This is a genomic window from Nostoc sp. 'Peltigera membranacea cyanobiont' 210A (assembly GCF_002246015.1).
Classification (GTDB): domain Bacteria; phylum Cyanobacteriota; class Cyanobacteriia; order Cyanobacteriales; family Nostocaceae; genus Nostoc.
In genome coordinates this window covers 1-16,434 of the sequence record NZ_NOLJ01000008.1, presented here as the reverse complement: position 1 = coordinate 16,434, position 16,434 = coordinate 1, and the positions used below count along the sequence as shown (strand labels likewise).

The 16,434-nt window shown below is 42.0% G+C and carries 15 protein-coding genes and 1 tRNA gene; 6 read left to right on the top strand and 10 right to left on the bottom strand.

All coding sequences use genetic code 11. The annotated features are described in order from the left end of the window. Positions 1 to 414: 414 nt before the first annotated feature. The 7 genes from CDG76_RS24560 to CDG76_RS24530 form a co-directional block, all read right to left on the bottom strand. Positions 415 to 1,434, bottom strand: coding sequence for a DnaJ C-terminal domain-containing protein (locus CDG76_RS24560; protein WP_094351524.1), 1,020 nt, complete (start codon positions 1,432 to 1,434; stop codon positions 415 to 417). Positions 1,435 to 1,555: 121 nt separating this feature from the next. Continuing rightward, positions 1,556 to 2,065 (bottom strand): AAA family ATPase, encoded by a 510-nt coding sequence (locus tag CDG76_RS24555; RefSeq protein ID WP_094351523.1) that lies wholly within the window; start codon positions 2,063 to 2,065, stop codon positions 1,556 to 1,558. A 90-nt stretch (positions 2,066 to 2,155) separates the two neighbouring features. Next, positions 2,156 to 3,445 (bottom strand): glucose-1-phosphate adenylyltransferase, encoded by a 1,290-nt coding sequence (locus tag CDG76_RS24550; protein ID WP_094351522.1) that lies wholly within the window; start codon positions 3,443 to 3,445, stop codon positions 2,156 to 2,158. A 236-nt stretch (positions 3,446 to 3,681) separates the two neighbouring features. After that, positions 3,682 to 3,981: a hypothetical protein gene (locus CDG76_RS24545; protein ID WP_094351521.1), complete on the bottom strand. Its 300-nt coding sequence runs from the start codon at positions 3,979 to 3,981 to the stop codon at positions 3,682 to 3,684. Between the two features lie 168 nt (positions 3,982 to 4,149). Next, on the bottom strand, positions 4,150 to 6,054 hold the full coding sequence (locus CDG76_RS24540) for a pentapeptide repeat-containing protein (RefSeq protein ID WP_094351520.1): 1,905 nt from the start codon (positions 6,052 to 6,054) through the stop codon (positions 4,150 to 4,152). Between the two features lie 18 nt (positions 6,055 to 6,072). Further along, a complete protein-coding gene (locus tag CDG76_RS24535; protein WP_094351519.1) occupies positions 6,073 to 6,885 on the bottom strand; it encodes a hypothetical protein in 813 nt (270 codons plus the stop codon). A gap of 211 nt (positions 6,886 to 7,096) precedes the next feature. After that, positions 7,097 to 8,824 (bottom strand): S8 family peptidase, encoded by a 1,728-nt coding sequence (locus CDG76_RS24530; protein WP_094351518.1) that lies wholly within the window; start codon positions 8,822 to 8,824, stop codon positions 7,097 to 7,099. Positions 8,825 to 9,455: 631 nt separating this feature from the next. Between CDG76_RS24530 and CDG76_RS24525 the strand changes: the two genes are divergently transcribed. Further along, positions 9,456 to 10,928, top strand: a complete 1,473-nt coding sequence (locus CDG76_RS24525; RefSeq protein ID WP_094351517.1) for a glycoside hydrolase family 13 protein — start codon at positions 9,456 to 9,458, stop codon at positions 10,926 to 10,928. Positions 10,929 to 11,141: 213 nt separating this feature from the next. On the opposite strand, the gene CDG76_RS24520 is transcribed toward CDG76_RS24525, so the two are convergent. Then, positions 11,142 to 11,561: a fasciclin domain-containing protein gene (locus CDG76_RS24520; protein ID WP_094351516.1), complete on the bottom strand. Its 420-nt coding sequence runs from the start codon at positions 11,559 to 11,561 to the stop codon at positions 11,142 to 11,144. Positions 11,562 to 11,710: 149 nt separating this feature from the next. Between CDG76_RS24520 and CDG76_RS24515 the strand changes: the two genes are divergently transcribed. The 5 genes from CDG76_RS24515 (at position 11,711) to CDG76_RS24495 (ending at position 13,764) form a co-directional block, all read left to right on the top strand. Continuing rightward, positions 11,711 to 11,947: a DNA-directed RNA polymerase subunit omega gene (locus tag CDG76_RS24515; RefSeq protein WP_094351515.1), complete on the top strand. Its 237-nt coding sequence runs from the start codon at positions 11,711 to 11,713 to the stop codon at positions 11,945 to 11,947. A gap of 82 nt (positions 11,948 to 12,029) precedes the next feature. After that, positions 12,030 to 12,677 (top strand): hypothetical protein, encoded by a 648-nt coding sequence (locus tag CDG76_RS24510; RefSeq protein WP_223265366.1) that lies wholly within the window; start codon positions 12,030 to 12,032, stop codon positions 12,675 to 12,677. 65 nt (positions 12,678 to 12,742) lie between these two features. Further along, positions 12,743 to 13,108 (top strand): DUF1818 family protein, encoded by a 366-nt coding sequence (locus CDG76_RS24505; protein ID WP_094351514.1) that lies wholly within the window; start codon positions 12,743 to 12,745, stop codon positions 13,106 to 13,108. A gap of 50 nt (positions 13,109 to 13,158) precedes the next feature. Then, positions 13,159 to 13,232, top strand: a tRNA-Pro gene (locus CDG76_RS24500). Positions 13,233 to 13,413: 181 nt separating this feature from the next. Beyond that, positions 13,414 to 13,764 (top strand): histidine triad nucleotide-binding protein, encoded by a 351-nt coding sequence (locus CDG76_RS24495; RefSeq protein ID WP_094351513.1) that lies wholly within the window; start codon positions 13,414 to 13,416, stop codon positions 13,762 to 13,764. A gap of 125 nt (positions 13,765 to 13,889) precedes the next feature. Here the strand turns inward: CDG76_RS24495 and CDG76_RS24490 are convergent, their stop codons facing one another. After that, positions 13,890 to 14,162, bottom strand: coding sequence for a dihydrofolate reductase family protein (locus tag CDG76_RS24490; RefSeq protein ID WP_223265389.1), 273 nt, complete (start codon positions 14,160 to 14,162; stop codon positions 13,890 to 13,892). A gap of 90 nt (positions 14,163 to 14,252) precedes the next feature. Beyond that, positions 14,253 to 15,827: a group II intron reverse transcriptase/maturase gene (locus CDG76_RS24485; protein WP_094351512.1), complete on the bottom strand. Its 1,575-nt coding sequence runs from the start codon at positions 15,825 to 15,827 to the stop codon at positions 14,253 to 14,255. Positions 15,828 to 16,434: the final 607 nt, after the last annotated feature.

Sequence of the window (16,434 nt, the reverse complement as noted above, 5' to 3'; positions counted from 1 at the left end):
GCCTCTCTCCTAAAAGGAGAGAGGTTTGGAGAGAGGTCAAAGTCTATTGCATCCGAAAGAGAAGCGCTATAATCATCAGATTTCTGGCAATATAAAAATTGTATTTTTATATATAAAAACAAACTACTTAAAATAAGGAATCAGTGGGCTTTTGAATACCAAGTAGAACTATTGTGCCTCGAAATACAATTCCAAGGCTAATAGTTCAAGTTCTCTTAACTGGACTAAACAACAATTTATCTGAAGTTCGGTTAAACACTCACCCGAATATGATTCAAGTCCACTTGAGTGAACAGTAGCTCTAAGTCGCAGAACTTAAGTTCTAGCCAGGATGTGGTTTCGCATAATACTTTGACTGTTACCAAAATGTGGGTAATGACGAGATTTTAATTATGGCGATTCTCTTTTTGCTTATTAAAGCTTGAATTGGTTCAAATGACTACGGGGATTATAAGTACGTATAGCCCGGATTTTTTCATAATATTCCCGCTCTTGTTGGCTGAGGTCTTTTGGTGGAACGATCGCTACTTTCACCAACTGATCGCCGCGTCCACCTTTGGCGAGGGGCCAACCTTTGCCACGTAAACGTAGAGATTGACCAGAACGGACTCCTGCTGGGAGTTTGACATTCACTGAACCATCGGGAGTGGGTACATCAATAGATGCTCCCAGAGTCGCTTCATCTGGTGTGATTGGCACTTCGCATACTAAGTTATCGCCTTCCATTTGGAAGAAGGTGTGCGGCTGAAGTTCGACTTTTAAGTATAAATCTCCCCGTTGTTGAGTCATGGGGTTAATTTGACCTTTGCCCCGCACCCGTAGGCGAGTACCAGTTTTAGCCCCAGATGGAATGTTGACATCTATTGTTTCATTACCTAAACTGAAGCGCTTTTTCACACCATTAAATGCTTCAGCAAAAGTTAGAGCGATCGCAGCTTCACTATCCTGGCTACTAGCCGCACCTCCATCTTGAAACCCAAAATCGTTAAAGCTGCTGCTAAAATGGGTTGAGGTACCCGGAGAAGTGCGGTAAGAGTGACTTCTTGCCTGACTTTGGCGCCCCGTACCCGCACCACGAGGGGGAGGGCCACCAAAGCGTCCTAGCAACTCATTAATGAACTCATCAAAATTGCCGTATTGACTGAAGTCAAAGTTACCCATATCGGGAGCAGCGCCGCCAGATGGGAAACCTTCACCAGCTTGTTTCCAATATTGACCGAATTGGTCGTATTTTTTGCGTTTATCTGCGTCTGACACAACTTCGTAGGCTTCGCTAACTTCTTTGAAGCGTGCCTCTGCCTGTTTGTTGTTTGGGTTGACATCAGGATGGTATTTCCGGGCTAGTTTACGAAAGGCTTGTTTAATTTCCTCCGAACTGGCAGTCTTACTGACTCCCAAAATAGCGTAATAGTCTTTGAAGTCGGTTGCAGCCATCTACCAGCCTCCTATAGAAATTCCCGTTATGTTTTTTTTTGAAGAAGAGAGATGTTTAATTTGCCTGGTATAGTGCCAAACAAAAAGAATATGATTTCAAATTAACAAAAAATATAGAAAATCAAGTGTGGTTCTCGCTCACCAAGGAATCGCAATTCCCGTACTCCGATTTTTCTGATAAGCGGCTGAGGCTGTCTAATCCTTCTTCCCGACTTGGGGGAGCATCCCGGAGTTGACGGTGCATCCGCAAAATAATTTCTTCTGGAACTTGGCGCGATCGCCTTTTATTTCGTGCCAAACACAGCCAAACTGGTGTATCCACCCAAATTCCCCTAATGTCGGTAAAGCCCAAGTTACGGGCTAAAGCAATGACTTCACGACGATGGCGGCGCTGGGCATTGGTGGCATCAAAAATAGCTGTATTAGTTGTGGAAATAGCTTGCTGAAATTGCCGCTCAATTTCGCGCCAAATCAGCAGCCACGACCCTTGAACGGCTTGGGAACCGAACAATTGCCCCCGAATGGCATCTGTAGAAATTAGCGCCATTTGGGGGGATTGTGTCAGTAATTGTTTTGCCAAAGTTGACTTCCCACTACCTGGAAGACCAATCAGTAAGATGAGTTTAGTCATTAGTTATTTGTCCTTTGTCATTTGTTACTTGTAAGTATTAACCAATGACCAATGACTAATGACTAATGACTAATGACTAATGACTAATGACTAAATGATGGTTCCATCAGGAATTACAGCATTTTTCATCACGACAACGATGCCACTACGGATGTAGAAACCTTGACTTTCTCGGTCAGCTTCTTGCACGTTATCTTTATTGATGATTTTGACATCGTGCCCGATACTGGCATTTTTATCAATGATAGCACCGCGAATAATCGAGTCAGTACCAATACCTACAGGAATGTCACCTTTTTCTACATTACATTGACGTTCTACAAAAGCTTGATAAAAATCTGCACCCATGAGTAGGGAATCTTCGATGACACAACCAGATTCAATTCGCGATCGCACTCCCAAAACGGAATGTTGAATGCGGCAATTTTTCAAAATACAACCTTCGCCGATCATTGATTCTGTTACCTGGCAATCTAAAAGTTTACTTGGAGGTAAGTAGCGAGCACGGGTATAAATTGGCGCTTTTTCATCGTAGAAACTAAAGGGTGGCTGAGGCTGCTGAGTTAGGGCTAAATTGGCATGATAAAATGCTTCGATTGTTCCAATATCTTCCCAGTAGTCATCAAAAAGATAAGCTTGAACGTTGTAATCTTTAGAGGCATCAGGAATAATTTCTTTGCCGAAATCAGTCCTTTCTGTACCTTCTCTCAATAACTTGAACAAAACCTCTTTTTTAAAGACATAAATCCCCATTGAAGCGATGTAAGGCTGCTCTTGGGCTTGTTCTTTTGTTAATCCTAGTACGCTTGTATCAACACGCATTTTGGTTAACGCTTCACCTTTGGGTTTTTCGCTAAAATCGATTATCCTACCAGAATCATCGATTTTCATCAAACCAAAATCTGAGGCGCGGCGCTCATCAATGGGGATGACTGAGAGAGTAATATCAGCCCCCGTTTCTCTATGGCGCTGGATAAACTGGCGATAATCCATGCGGTAGAGATGATCGCCTGAGAGAATTAGATATTCGTCTGCATTCCATTCTTCCATTAACCATAGGTACTGACGTACAGCATCGGCTGTACCTTGGAACCAGTTAGGGTTTTCTGGTGTTTGTTGTGCGGCTAGCACTTCTACAAACCCTTCATTGAAACCAGTAAAGTTATAGGTACGGGCGATGTGACGATTCAGTGAAGCTGAGTTGAATTGTGTCAGGACGTAGATTTTGAATATTTCGGAATTTATGCAGTTACTAACAGGGATATCGATTAGGCGATACTTACCTGCTACTGGTACTGCTGGTTTAGCGCGGAGTTTGGTTAGCGGGTAAAGCCGAGTACCCGCGCCACCACCAAGAATGATTGATAATACTTTCTTCACAAAATTTCTCCCGACTGCCTTTCAACTCTCATCTTCAGTTTAGGACTGTCTGCCACCACAGGTAAGGGGTATTATCTGATTCTTTGGGATGAATTTTACAGAATGCTGGTAATGTATGGATGGTGCGGCTGACAAGTAGAAATATAGAACATTTGTATTAATTGAGATGAAGAATGGGGTGCGATCGCTATACCCAAAAAATTAACAGAGAATTGTTTTTGGAACATCACATCAGATCAAACACTGAAGCTACCTAAACTTTTCCTCTGATTTACCAAACGCAATTGCTGCGATCGCTTCAAACATTTCACCCAAGGTTCCTCTGATAACTGGGAAATGGCATTTGGTGACAGTGTTGCTGTGAAAATATCTTTGCCACTGCTAACACCACTAACGCCTAAACTTTCTAAAATAGCAATTGCAGCCAAGTCCAAAACTGATTCGGTATGGATAAAAACCCCCAAACTGGGTTCCTCTAAGTTTTGAGTATCATTCAGCGCTGTAGCAAGGGCAGCATCTAGCTTTTGATAATTCATCAGCAATTCCTTCGTAAAAGGGCGGGCAATTTTTAGCCTATCCTAAGACCAATTTATCAAATTTATGAGTTTTCATTACCTATCTTTCTACAGACTTAATGCATGAATTTCTACGTCCAATTACAGATTTAGTGCTGTTATCTTTAGCTGTTGAGCTTTCTTCAGAACCTAAATGCCTAATATGCTTGCAAGAGTAGGCAAATAAGTTTTGAAGACTTCGGCTAGTTTACTAGCATCCGTAACAGCAGATGCTATACCTTTAAGAGCATTGAGAGCCATTGAGCAGAGTTTATTTCCTCGTTCTGCTGATGGTTTTTTACCTTCTTCTGCTATAGTTTCTACAGCTTCTAGCGCCTCTTTTTTTTGATTTTCAGAAAGGGCAGGTTCATCAGTGATCGATTTTTGCAAAGTGCTTAAAATCTTTGCTAACTCGCCGCTAGTATCAGTACTAATATCTCTAAGCTGTTGAATCGAATTACTAACTTGACTGTTTGCATCTGCCAGTGTCAAGTTAGAGTTTGTGACATTGCCACCTACGGTAATATTATTACCGCTAGACATATCGACATTTCCATCTGCATTAATATTTTGATTATTGCTTTCCATGATTTCAACTTCTCCTGCTGGATTTAGTAATATATTTGCTTTTTCACCTTGAATATATAATTCGTTATAATAGTAATTTGTAATTGTTTGGTGAATAGCCGATTTGTCAGCTTGTGGAGACACACCTACTTTGCCAACAAATATGCCTCCACCCTTATTTTCAATACTATAACGAGAAAAATCTAATCCTTCATGCTCTTGAGCAGCTTTAGCAAGCGAAATACCAAAAGCCCGCAAGTTAAATCCATCTCGCAAAATTACATCTACAGTCTCTTGTAATTTATCGATCCATTTTTCAAAGTCACCGTCTTGAAACTCGCCACTGTCTGGCTTCCGTTCTGAAAGAATAATGCGATCGCCTTGTTTAGTACACTTTAAATAAACGTGCGAACATTTCACCCCTGTGAAACGAGTATTTTTATTAATATTCCATTCTTGGATGCAAGCACCGCTCAAAGTTGCTTCTGAAAAATCAGCATCTAAAGCAGTTACTCCGATTAAAATTGCCTCTGTCAAATTAGCATTTTTTAAATTAGCACCGTTTAATTTGGCAGCCGTATAATCTTCATAGCTTCCTCTTTTATTTACTAGCAATTTTCTAACTTTTGGGTTTTCCAATATTGTTCCTTGCAATCTAGAGAATTCTAATCCAGTTACATTTTCAAAGCTAGTACGAGTTAAATTAGCTTCTCTAAAATCTGTATGAGGTAAATGTGAGCTATCAAAGCAAGTATCTGTTAAATCTGCTTTATAAAAAGATGTTCCACCTATTGATGTCCAGAATACAGCTGCTTCCTTAATCCATATAAATTTAGGCGAGCCTTTGATTGCTTTTTTTGCAATCATTGCGGCTGCTAATATAACTGGAATCGCTGCAATTATAGTGATAAGACCATCACCATCGTTTTCTTTTTGAATCTTGGATACACCTATAATTAAAGCTTCAGCAATCAGTCCATATCCCACAATAGCTAGAAATTCACCTATAGCTCCATAATACATAGAGCTAATTGCTATAAAGAATGCTTTAATAGTTGCACTAACCAATGCGAAAGCTATGCTCAAACCTAGACATAAGAGCCAAAATCCTATTCCAGTCCTCTGGTTCTTTGCCTCAAAAGAAATATAAATAACAATTCCAATTACTATTAACGCAAGAACACAAGTTACTGATGCTACTTCATAACTGCGAACTACAAATATTATTAATGCTATAGTATATAAAATAATTGCAGTAATTTCTATTAAGTTAAAATGATTAACTCTCAAAACATTGGATATAGTTACCAATACTCCACCCGCTAGAAGCGTTACTATACTAAGGAAAGCAGCTATAAAAATACTAAAAATACCTATTAGTACTTTTTGGATACGCTTCTGTCCTGCTAGAGAATTTTGAAAATTACTTCTAGCTATAGTCTTCTCTATATATTGATGATTCCGAATGTCTTGTTTATAAGAATTCACGTCCAAAATTGCAGTAAATTACTCACAGGAACAATGCAGAAATTTACATATTATTTCACATATTACTTTTTCCTCTCCCCATCTTGGTATGTTTCTTATATCTATTGGGTTAGTGGCAATTAAATCTATAAATTCACTATTGACTCCAGTTAGTAAACTCAAATCATTTATATTTAAATCTGTCGCCTCAAGAAATTCTTGAACTCGCAGCATGGTTGGAGGTAACTCTACTTTTTCTTTATCTTGTAAATCTTCAATACTGCAATTTAAAGCTACACTGATTTTGCTTAGATTAGTATAAAATGGTTCTTGCGTTATTTTTTTATTTTCAATAGGTTGTGAACTATAGAAACAAATAATAGGAAAATCAACATGAGACTGGTTTGCCAACTCTTGAAGAGACATTTGTTTGTCTTGAGCCAGTTCAACAAGCTTGAATCTTACGGCTTCCCTTGTCTCTTTAGGCTTTACTAATTCTACCATCTCTATATCTAATGCCTTGGCTATTTTTCTCAAATCCTCTATTTTTTCTGTGATATGAAAATCTTCATTTTCATTGGCATACTTCTGAATATCATCTGGAGAAATATCAGAAGCTGTACTTAGTAAATCAATAGCCATATCCTTAGCTTTGACAGGATCTAACATTTGAAATACTTGAGCAACACCAGGCTCTGTGACAGGCCAATTTAGGGCTATAGAAATTTTTTTAAAATCGTCAGGAGTCTGTGTTGCGTAAGTCCGAATAGCTTCTTCAGAAACTCCTGAAGTAAGACTAAGTAGATGGTAAACGTTTTCTTGTGCTAGTTCTCGAACGCGAAGTTTAACCATTGATATGAATTATGAAAATTTTATGTAAAATTTGCTACTTGAAGACAAAATAAATATACAAACAAAATTAAAAATTATCTGAATAGTTAAGAATAATTTTATTATTTTGTTACTTGTATTAACTTACAGGGTGTACTAAGCGATCGCCTTTATAACCCTAAAGAGACACGATATATCTATAGTGTTTAATATATCGCGTCTCTCAGTCTAATTACAGATTAGCTGCGTTAATCACTCCATAACCCCATTTGTCATCAAATGTGCCTGCGGGTTTTCCGGGAATTGCACTATTTTTACGTAGCAAGTCTTTCACAGCAGCCGGATCGAGTTGAGGATCTCGCTGCAACAGTAGTGCTACTAACCCACTTACAAACGGTGTTGCCATACTCGTACCAGCCTGCACCACAAACTTGGAATTAATCATCGATGAGCGGTCAAAATTAGCATCGGCGGAAAGTGTGGAAATAATCATCGCTCCTGGTGCTGCTACATCGGGCTTCTTCCCATCAGTGCGTAGAGGCCCTTCACTACTGAATTCCGAAATAGTATCCAATTCTAAGCCCATTTCTCGCACTTGGCCATCAATATCTGTGTACTTGGTTTTAGTAGTATAGGCGGCAACTGTAATTGCACTGCTGGCGGCTCCCGGCGAACCAATTTTTAAGGCATCCTTCACACTTTTACCAGTGAAAAACACTGATGAACTATCATCTAATGTCCACACATTTAAACATGTGTCAGTTGAAGAAGTGTTGCGGACTCGCAGCTGCCAAACACCTCCCATGACTTGCGAGGGGCCAATACCACGTATTTGCACAAAGAAATTATGGTCGCCGTTGGCTTGGTCTGGCGCTGGTGTGGCTAATTGTACCCGTGCATCTGGTAATTGGTAATCTTGGGCGGCATTACCGTCAGTAATGATTTTTTGAAAGGGGGTGACAAAACCGTTAGGACTCCGCACAGATACTTCCAATTCGCTATCTTTGGCATACCAAGCGTTTAACCAAACTATGCCTACTTGATTCAAAGGAACATTGAAGCGCATACCACGAGTGCGTCCACTGAGTATGGTCGCTTGTCCATGAATGTTGTCATTTCCTTCATTACCCGCAGCACAGCAAACAATTCTTCCAGGGCCAGTTTCGGCATCGATAACTTTGGATAGGGAATCACTACCATCATGAGCATCAGCGTGTCCGCCCAAGCTGAGATTTACCACTGCTGGGCGTCCCAACTCCCTAGCAACTCGGAAAATATAACGCACACCATCTGCAATGTGGGCATCTTGTAAATCTGACCTGACGACAACTAATTCTGCTTCTGGTGCAACACCGCCATAACTAGCATCGGCACCAGCGGCAATGCCAGCGACGTGAGTACCATGACCGCCAGTATCCTGAGAAACTGTCAGTTGCGCTCCGCTAAATTCCGCCCCATAACCGCCCTCTGTGACTCCTGGCCCTGGCAATGTTTGATCCCAAATGTGTAAAATTCGTCCAGCAAAGGCGGGGTGTTTCGGATCGATGCCACTGTCTATAATACCGATGATTACTCGTTTACCAGTCAGTCCGGTTTTATTCTTAAATTCCGGTAGTTTGACTGCTCCTATTGCAGTGTCCATCCTCAAATGAAGTTTGCGTGATGGCTTAATTCGCTGAATCACATCTTCTTCAGATAAGACATCTAAACTCTCTATGGGTAAGAATGCTGTCCGCACACTCCCAGAGTTTTGATTGACTTCAATATTATATTGTGATAGATAACTTAAGTCTGCATCATGGTCGCAGTAGATAAAAACGACGCTTTTAGTGGGCTTGACCGGGCTTTTGTGGGCAATGATGCCAAGCGATCGCTTATGTGTAAGTAAAGCTTCATCTCCTTCATTTTGATAGTCTTGATATGCCAAAAGTAGTCCAGGAGAAAGTTTTTCGTGTCTCATTTTTACCTTAAATTAAATTGAGTTGCCGTGAAGAAAGTAGTGGTTCTAGGAGGATAAGTCGCTTTAGGATTAACACAGACTATGTAGTTTTTTCGCTTCGATTATTTGATGCGACTATAGTTATCTATTTATTTTATAGATAACATCAAATCAGTTTAGGAGGTAGGAGTTATTCCTAAGACAATTGCTAATTCATAACTCATATTCTGGAATTACGTATCCCTCATAGTGATTTTCTGTAGTTCCTGAGACATCTTTGATTGCTTACATCTAACAATTACCCAAGTCTGAGGTAACAGGTAATTTTTATGAAGCTATTAAACTAATCCATTGTCTGCCGAAATAATTACGGACAAAGTGAGGAAAATAAAATTAAGAATAATTAAGTAATAAATAAATTTCTTAAAAAAGTATTCAGGAATCAGAATGCAATCAGTGACAAGTCTATCTAGTTGACCTGTTAAAAACTAAAACAAAATAGTTAAGACTGATAACATTTGCGTATAAAACAGCATGAAAAAGGCTAAATCACTAATGAATACTGAGAAATGACAGATTCTCTATCATAAGTAAGAGCCATAAAGAAGCTAATATTTGCAACGATCGCTTCTAAACATACAAAAAGTTATTCATGCAAATTCAAACACCAGACTGGGTGAAGCACGCTGTTTTCTACCAAATTTTCCCAGATCGTTTTGCCAGAAGCAAACAGCCGCGCAAACGGTTATTGCAAGAAGCCCGTTGGGAAGATTGGGACTCTATGCCAACCCTCCAGGGCTATAAAGGCGGCGATTTATGGGGTATTATGGAGGATTTAGACTACATCCAAAATTTAGGGATTAACGCGATTTACTTCACACCCATTTTTCAATCTGCCAGTAATCATCGCTATCATACCCACGATTATTATCAAGTTGACCCGATGTTAGGGGGCAACGAAGCTTTTAAAGAATTACTTGATGCAGCCCATCAACGAAATATCAAAGTTGTTCTGGATGGAGTGTTTAACCATTCCAGCCGTGGCTTTTTCTTTTTCCACGACGTTTTAGAAAATGGCCCCCATTCGCCTTGGGTAAATTGGTTCAAAATAGAAGGCTGGCCCCTTTCACCATATAATGGGGAGTTTCCTGCTAACTACGCGGGTTGGGCTGGGAATCGCGCCTTACCAGAATTTAACCACGATAATCCAGAAGTACGAGAATACATTATGGAAATTGCCGAATATTGGATTAAATTCGGCATCGACGGTTGGCGATTGGATGTACCATTTGAAATCAAAACTCCTGGTTTTTGGCAAGAATTTCGCGATCGCGTTAAGGCAGTCAATCCCGAAGCTTATATTGTGGGCGAAGTGTGGGGAGATTCCCGCGAGTGGCTGGATGGGACGCAATTTGACGGCGTGATGAATTATCTATTTGCTGGGCCGACAATTGCCTTTGCAGCAGGCGATCGCGTAGTCTTAGAACAAGTCCAAAGCCGCGACTATCAACCCTACCCACCCTTATTTGCTGCCGAGTACGCCACCAAAATCCAAGAAGTACTGCAACTTTACCCTTGGGAAATTCAGCTAACTCAACTCAATTTGCTTGCAAGTCACGATACAGCCCGATTGATGACGATTGCAGGCGGCGATATAGCCAGTATAGAATTGTCAACTTTACTGTTGCTCACCTTTCCCGGTGCTGCCAGCATATACTATGGTGACGAAGTTGGCTTACCTGGAGGAATAGACCCAGACTCACGTCGTAGTTTTCCTTTAGAGGCTAAGTGGAATCAAGAAATTTACAATACTCACCGCCAGTTAATTGCCCTCCGCCACACTTACCCAGCTTTGCGTACAGGTGATTACCAAGTTCTGTTTGCTCAAGGGCAACTTTATATTTTTGCGCGAACTTTGGGGACAGAAGAATTGATAATTGCCATCAACGCTGGTACAAGTTCGGCAACAGCGAATGCAGATGTTGCCACTTTGCGGACTCAACCCACCAAGCTTTTATATGGCACTGCTGAAGTTGAGTGTAATGGCGAAGGAGAAACTCAGCAGTTGTCATTGACTGTTCCCGCACGGAGTGGGTGCATTCTGGGAGTGGGGAGTAGCGAGTAGGGAATGATATCATGTCCGCTTGATTGCTTATTAAATCCGAAGAACCCCACCCCGCCAAAGCTACGCTTTGTCTCCCCTCCCCGCAAGCGGGGAGGGGATTAAGGGGTGGGGTGTAATGACTGTGGTTAGCATAACTAATTACGCGGACATGATATGAGGGGACAAGAGGCAGGGAGCAGGGGAGAAGTTGCAGTAAGCTTTTCCCCTCTGCCCTTACTTCCCCGCCACCATTGCAGGCATCAACACCGCATCAATAACGTGGATCACGCCATTGTCTGCCAGAATATCTGTTTTCAGGACATTGGCGTTATTTATCTTAAATTTACCGTCGGCAGATTCAATGGCGACAATTGAACCTTCAAGCGTCTCTGCCTCGTTAATCTGTACCAAATCATCAGACCTGACATCCCCACTAGCGATATGATACGCCACAATTTTCTGGAGCTTGGGGATATCTTGTAGTAGCGAGTCTAAAGTTCCCTCTGGCAGATTAGCAAAAGCTTCGTCAGTTGGTGCAAAGAGCGTGAAAGAACCAGGGCTTTTCAAAGTTTCTATGAAATTTACAGCTTTAGCAGCCTTTATTAGGGTATTGAAATTACCCGCTGCGATCGCAGTTTCCACAAGGTCAGCCATGAGGTACGTTATTTAATACTACAAGTTACTTATAAAGTGACTAAAATATCTTAGCCTCTATCAATAGAGAGGTTGCCGGCGATTAAACAGACAGCAGTAGACTGATTTAGTGCTGTTACACTGGAGAATGACCCCAAGAACCACTGATTATGCTAAAGCGTTCTAAGTTCGAGACAACTCAATCTCAGATTATGCACCGGGCTGAGGATCTGATTAGTGCAGCCTCAAATCGATACCGCATTACGGTTCAGGTAGCAAATCGTGCTAAACGTCGGCGTTACGAAGACTTTGAAAGTAACGAAGATGCGATGATGAAGCCAGTGCTAAGGGCAATTATCGAAATGTCTGATGAATTGACTCAACCAGAAATTATCGGCGAACTATAAGATTGAGTGCTGAGTGGTGAGTGCTGAATTCTGAATCAGGCAAATTCATCTTTTCACTCAGCAACGCCCAAAATATTGTTCTATGAAAAAGAAAAAATTTCTGTTTAAATCAATTTTCTCAAAACTCACAACTCAGTACAAGCGAAACGCACCGCTACCGCTAACACCACTACTGCTTACCTTAATACTAGTGAGTGTAATTGTTTTAAGTTCAGGGGCGGATAAATCAATACATAGAAATTTATTTAGTATCCAACCTGCTTCTGCTCAGAGAGTCACGCCTAGCGATGTTTGGCAGCTAGTGTATCAGCAATTGCCAGATTTCCCACGGGAAAATAAGTATATCAGCAAAGAAAATGGTAAAGTTGCCGAAAGCAATACCTTAGCAAATCGCCTAATTAGATATCACATTTATACCAAAGGGCGTGCCCCGATTTATCGCTTAGATTGGAAGCTAACTTTAGCTGATTACCTGGGTGCAAATGAAATTATGTATGATACTACCTATCCAGGAAATGATGCACTACAGAAAAATCCCATAGAAAGCGATTGCAAAGCCATCAAGAGCCTCACCCGCAGCCAGCGAGATGCCCTAGTACAAGTCTTAGTCAATATATTTAATCCTACTTCCCAAAACACCGTACCCCCTAACTCCAACACCACACCCAGTCCAACTACATCAACTAGCCCACAGCCACCGCAACGAGGAGGTGCCGAACTACTAAAATGATAAATTTTCCTTTGCGCCCCTCTGCGTTACACCTCTGCGTACCTCTGCGTTTAAAAAACTAAACTATGGAACGCGTTGTCAAAACCGGATCGGGTTGGCGTATTGGCTGGAACCCCGATACACCTGAGTTTAAAGGTTTAGTTGGTACAGATGATTGGGCAATTGAGTTAACCGAAGCCGAGTTAAATGATTTTTGTCGTCTACTAGCACAGCTAGCAGACACCATGAAGCAACTCGCAGCTGAATTGATGGAAGAGGAAAAAATTAATTGTGAAGCCGAAAGCGATTTATTATGGATGGAAGTAGAAGGCTATCCTGATGATTACAGTCTGCGCTTCATCTTGAATACAGGGCGATGTGTAGAAGGTAAATGGAATGCTTCTGCGGTTCCAGATTTACTGCAAGCTAGTGGGATGCTTAAGGTTTTTTAAAATTGCCTCTTGATTATCCTACAGTTTTGCTATATGATAGGAATTCTGACCGGGGCGTAGCGCAGCTTGGTAGCGCGCCACTTTGGGGTAGTGGAGGTCGTGGGTTCGAATCCCGCCGCTCCGATTGATGATAAGCCATACCTGCTAGTCTTTTTAAAAGATTGGCAGGTTTTTTCATAGCTTTTTCCTGAAAAAACCGAACCGAACAGTAAATCTGGGTGTACCCGCACAATCAAATTTTCTCAATGATAAGTAATTAGGCGGACTTAATATAAAATCTCTAGCAGATTAGTAGGTAAATTGGCATGAGTGAAAGTACAGAAACGATTTTCAGCAAAATCATTCGTCGGGAAATTCCCGCTGATATTGTTTACGAGGATAATTTAGCCCTGGCATTCAAAGACATCCATCCCCAAGCGCCCGTTCACATCCTTGTCATTCCCAAAAAAACCATTGCGACACTAGCTGAAGCTGAATCTGAGGATCATGCTGTGTTGGGGCATCTTTTGTTAACTGCTAAACGTGTTGCAGAAGAAGCTGGACTAAAAAATGGTTATCGAGTTGTCATCAATGCTGGTGATGACGGCGGTCAAACAGTCCATCACTTACATTTGCATATTTTGGGAGGACGGCAGTTGGATTGGCCCCCTGGTTGATCGGAGGCAGGAGGCAAGGGGTAGGGTAAAAGGTACAAACTAGAGTGGAATTGTGAGCGAAAGTACCCCTGCTCCCCTGCTTGTTAATATCAACGCTCATAGTGCTTAATTCTGGCAGCGCGTTTTCACTTAACCGTGCGGTAATGTAAAAACAAATCACTTCCAACCTGACGAGTTTCTATGAGTTCTAGATGAGGAGCAACATCGGGAAGAAAACCCTCTCCCTCCACTGGGCTAGGAGCGTGCTTTCCTCCAAAAATGATCGGCCAAATGGTCAACCACCAATCGTCAATTCGCCCTGCCTTGACTAGAGCAGCTGTTAAAGAGCCACCTCCCAAAGCAACGATTTTGCGAATACCCCGCTCTGCCATCAAGGTGTAGGCTCGATCCCAATCCAGGTCTGGTTGAGTCGATGGCGGGTATTATCCCGCGCACCTCTCAGTTAAATCTGGGCGTGCGACTTTCACCGCACCCAGCTTCCGATGTTCTTAGCTTGCGCTTTTGCTCATGTGTTTGTAATCGTGGCAACTCTCATGAATTGCTTCAAGATTATTTTTCTTCCAGTTGGCATGATTTCCGTCGATGTGGTGTAGGTGAAGCCGTTCCTCATCGATGAATTTCAGACCACAGGAAGCACATCTATGGCTTTGCTTCTTAAGAGCAATAGAAGTTTCGCCGCCATAGAGTTTACTGTTACGTTCGCTCCAGTAGGCTGTATCTCCGTCGTAAGGTGATTTAGTTTCCTTGACAGAAATGTGTTTGTTTTCGGAGTAAGGAACCTTTGGGAATGCTTTGTCTAGTAATTTCTTGCTAGAGTTGCGATTTTGATTAGTTTCCTTGTTGAATACCGTGTAAGCTCTTTTTTCGATGTGGTATAACGAGTTTCTTGACCCGTCCATCTTGCAGAACTTATGGTAATTTCTCCAACCTCTAACTACCGGGGCTAATTTCTCAGCCTTTGTGGTAGCACCATAATTCGAGTTGTTGACGATGTGTTTTACCTTCTTACGAAATGCTTTGAAGTTGTCCACTGCGGGACTGCATCTGAACCTTCCGTTTTTCTGGACTTTAAAGTGCCAGCCGAGGAAGTCAAACCCATCTGTCGCGGCGGTAACTTTGGTTTTCTTTTGGCTTACATTCATTCCGCGTTTGCGGAGAAACTCGCTGATTCTTTCAAGTATCTCTATTGCATCATCTTCGGGTCGGAGTATAATAACCATGTCGTCCGCGTATCGGATTGATGGTTCAGTAATATCACTGGTCAGGGTTTTATCAGTGATTCTGTATCCTAAATTCTTATGGTATCTGTGTATACCCTCAATCCCGTTGAGCGCAATGTTAGCTAGTAAGGGACTGACCACTCCCCCCTGGGGTGTTCCTTGTTCAGGGAATTCTGGGTTGACTCCTGCCTTGAGGCATCGGTATATTCCGAGTTTTAAGCCTTTTGGAGCAATGAGTTCATCCATAATTGCTGAGTGGTTAATCCTATCGAAGCATTTTTCGATGTCGAGTTCTATAACTCGTTTCTCTATTCCATTGCAAGCAGAGTGGAGGTTATTAAAGATGTACTTTTGTGCATCGTGGGCAGAGCGCCCAGTTCTGAACCCGTAACTCCTAGCGTGGAAAGTGGCTTCGTGTGCTGGTTCGAGTGCATATTTTGCGAGGCATTGCCAAGCCCTATCCGCTATGGTAGGTATCTTAAGTATTCTGGTAGTCCCGTCCTTCTTGGGGATGGGGATTTCCCGTAGTCCTTGATGCTTCCAATTTCCACTGTTCATTCTCAGTAATTCTTCAAGGTTGAAGCGTTCTTCAAATGAGAGTGATTTCTTCCCATCGATACCCGCCGTCTTTTTACCAGCATTTAGCTGAGATACTTGTCTAATTGCAAGAAATCGAGCCGAGGTTGATTTGAGAATAAGCTTTTGGAGTGACCGAGCTTTCCGCTTGTCTCCAACAAGAACAGCTTTAAATACGCGCTTTTGAAGGCGGAAAAGATTTCGGCGGAATTTCTTCCACGGTACGGCTTTCCAAGATTCACTAGTATGTCTACTGTGTCTAATCATTTTCTCTTCTCTAGTTTGTATTTTCTGAACACCTCAGTCCAATTACGGACTGTCCTACCCTAACTGTGGGAATTCCTCCGCTCGTCTGGTCTACCTGAGATTCGACTGTCTCAAGACCCACAGTTAGTTTTTATTCGTTCCCTCGGAGAGATTGATGAGCCACTGCGTTGCGGGGGTTCCCCCCGTTGTAGCATGTGGCGTTGTTCCGTTAGATGTAGCCAATTCGACTGCTGGATTCCCTAGACTCTTTGCCGTTATTAGATTCAAGATACGGCGGGAATAAACTCCAGTGAGGTCAGGGGATCTTGAGTTGCGCCCTGTCTTTTGGTAAGTCGCTTTTATAGGCTCGGTTTCATCATAGGAACTCCCTGTTAGCACCAGTGTCAACCCGCAACGGTCGTCTGATTGCGCCCTGTTCCCAGCTTCACTCTACAAGAACCGAGCTTGTTCGGTGTGGGCAGATAAGGAGTCAATTCTGAGTCTGAATGGCAAGGCTTACACTTGCATCTGACCGAGAGTTCAGCCTTTTGATGACAGTAATCTGCTGTCAGGCTGGCTTAGTTATGTACGGACTGATTACCGTGATTCACTAGGCAACGAATCGCAC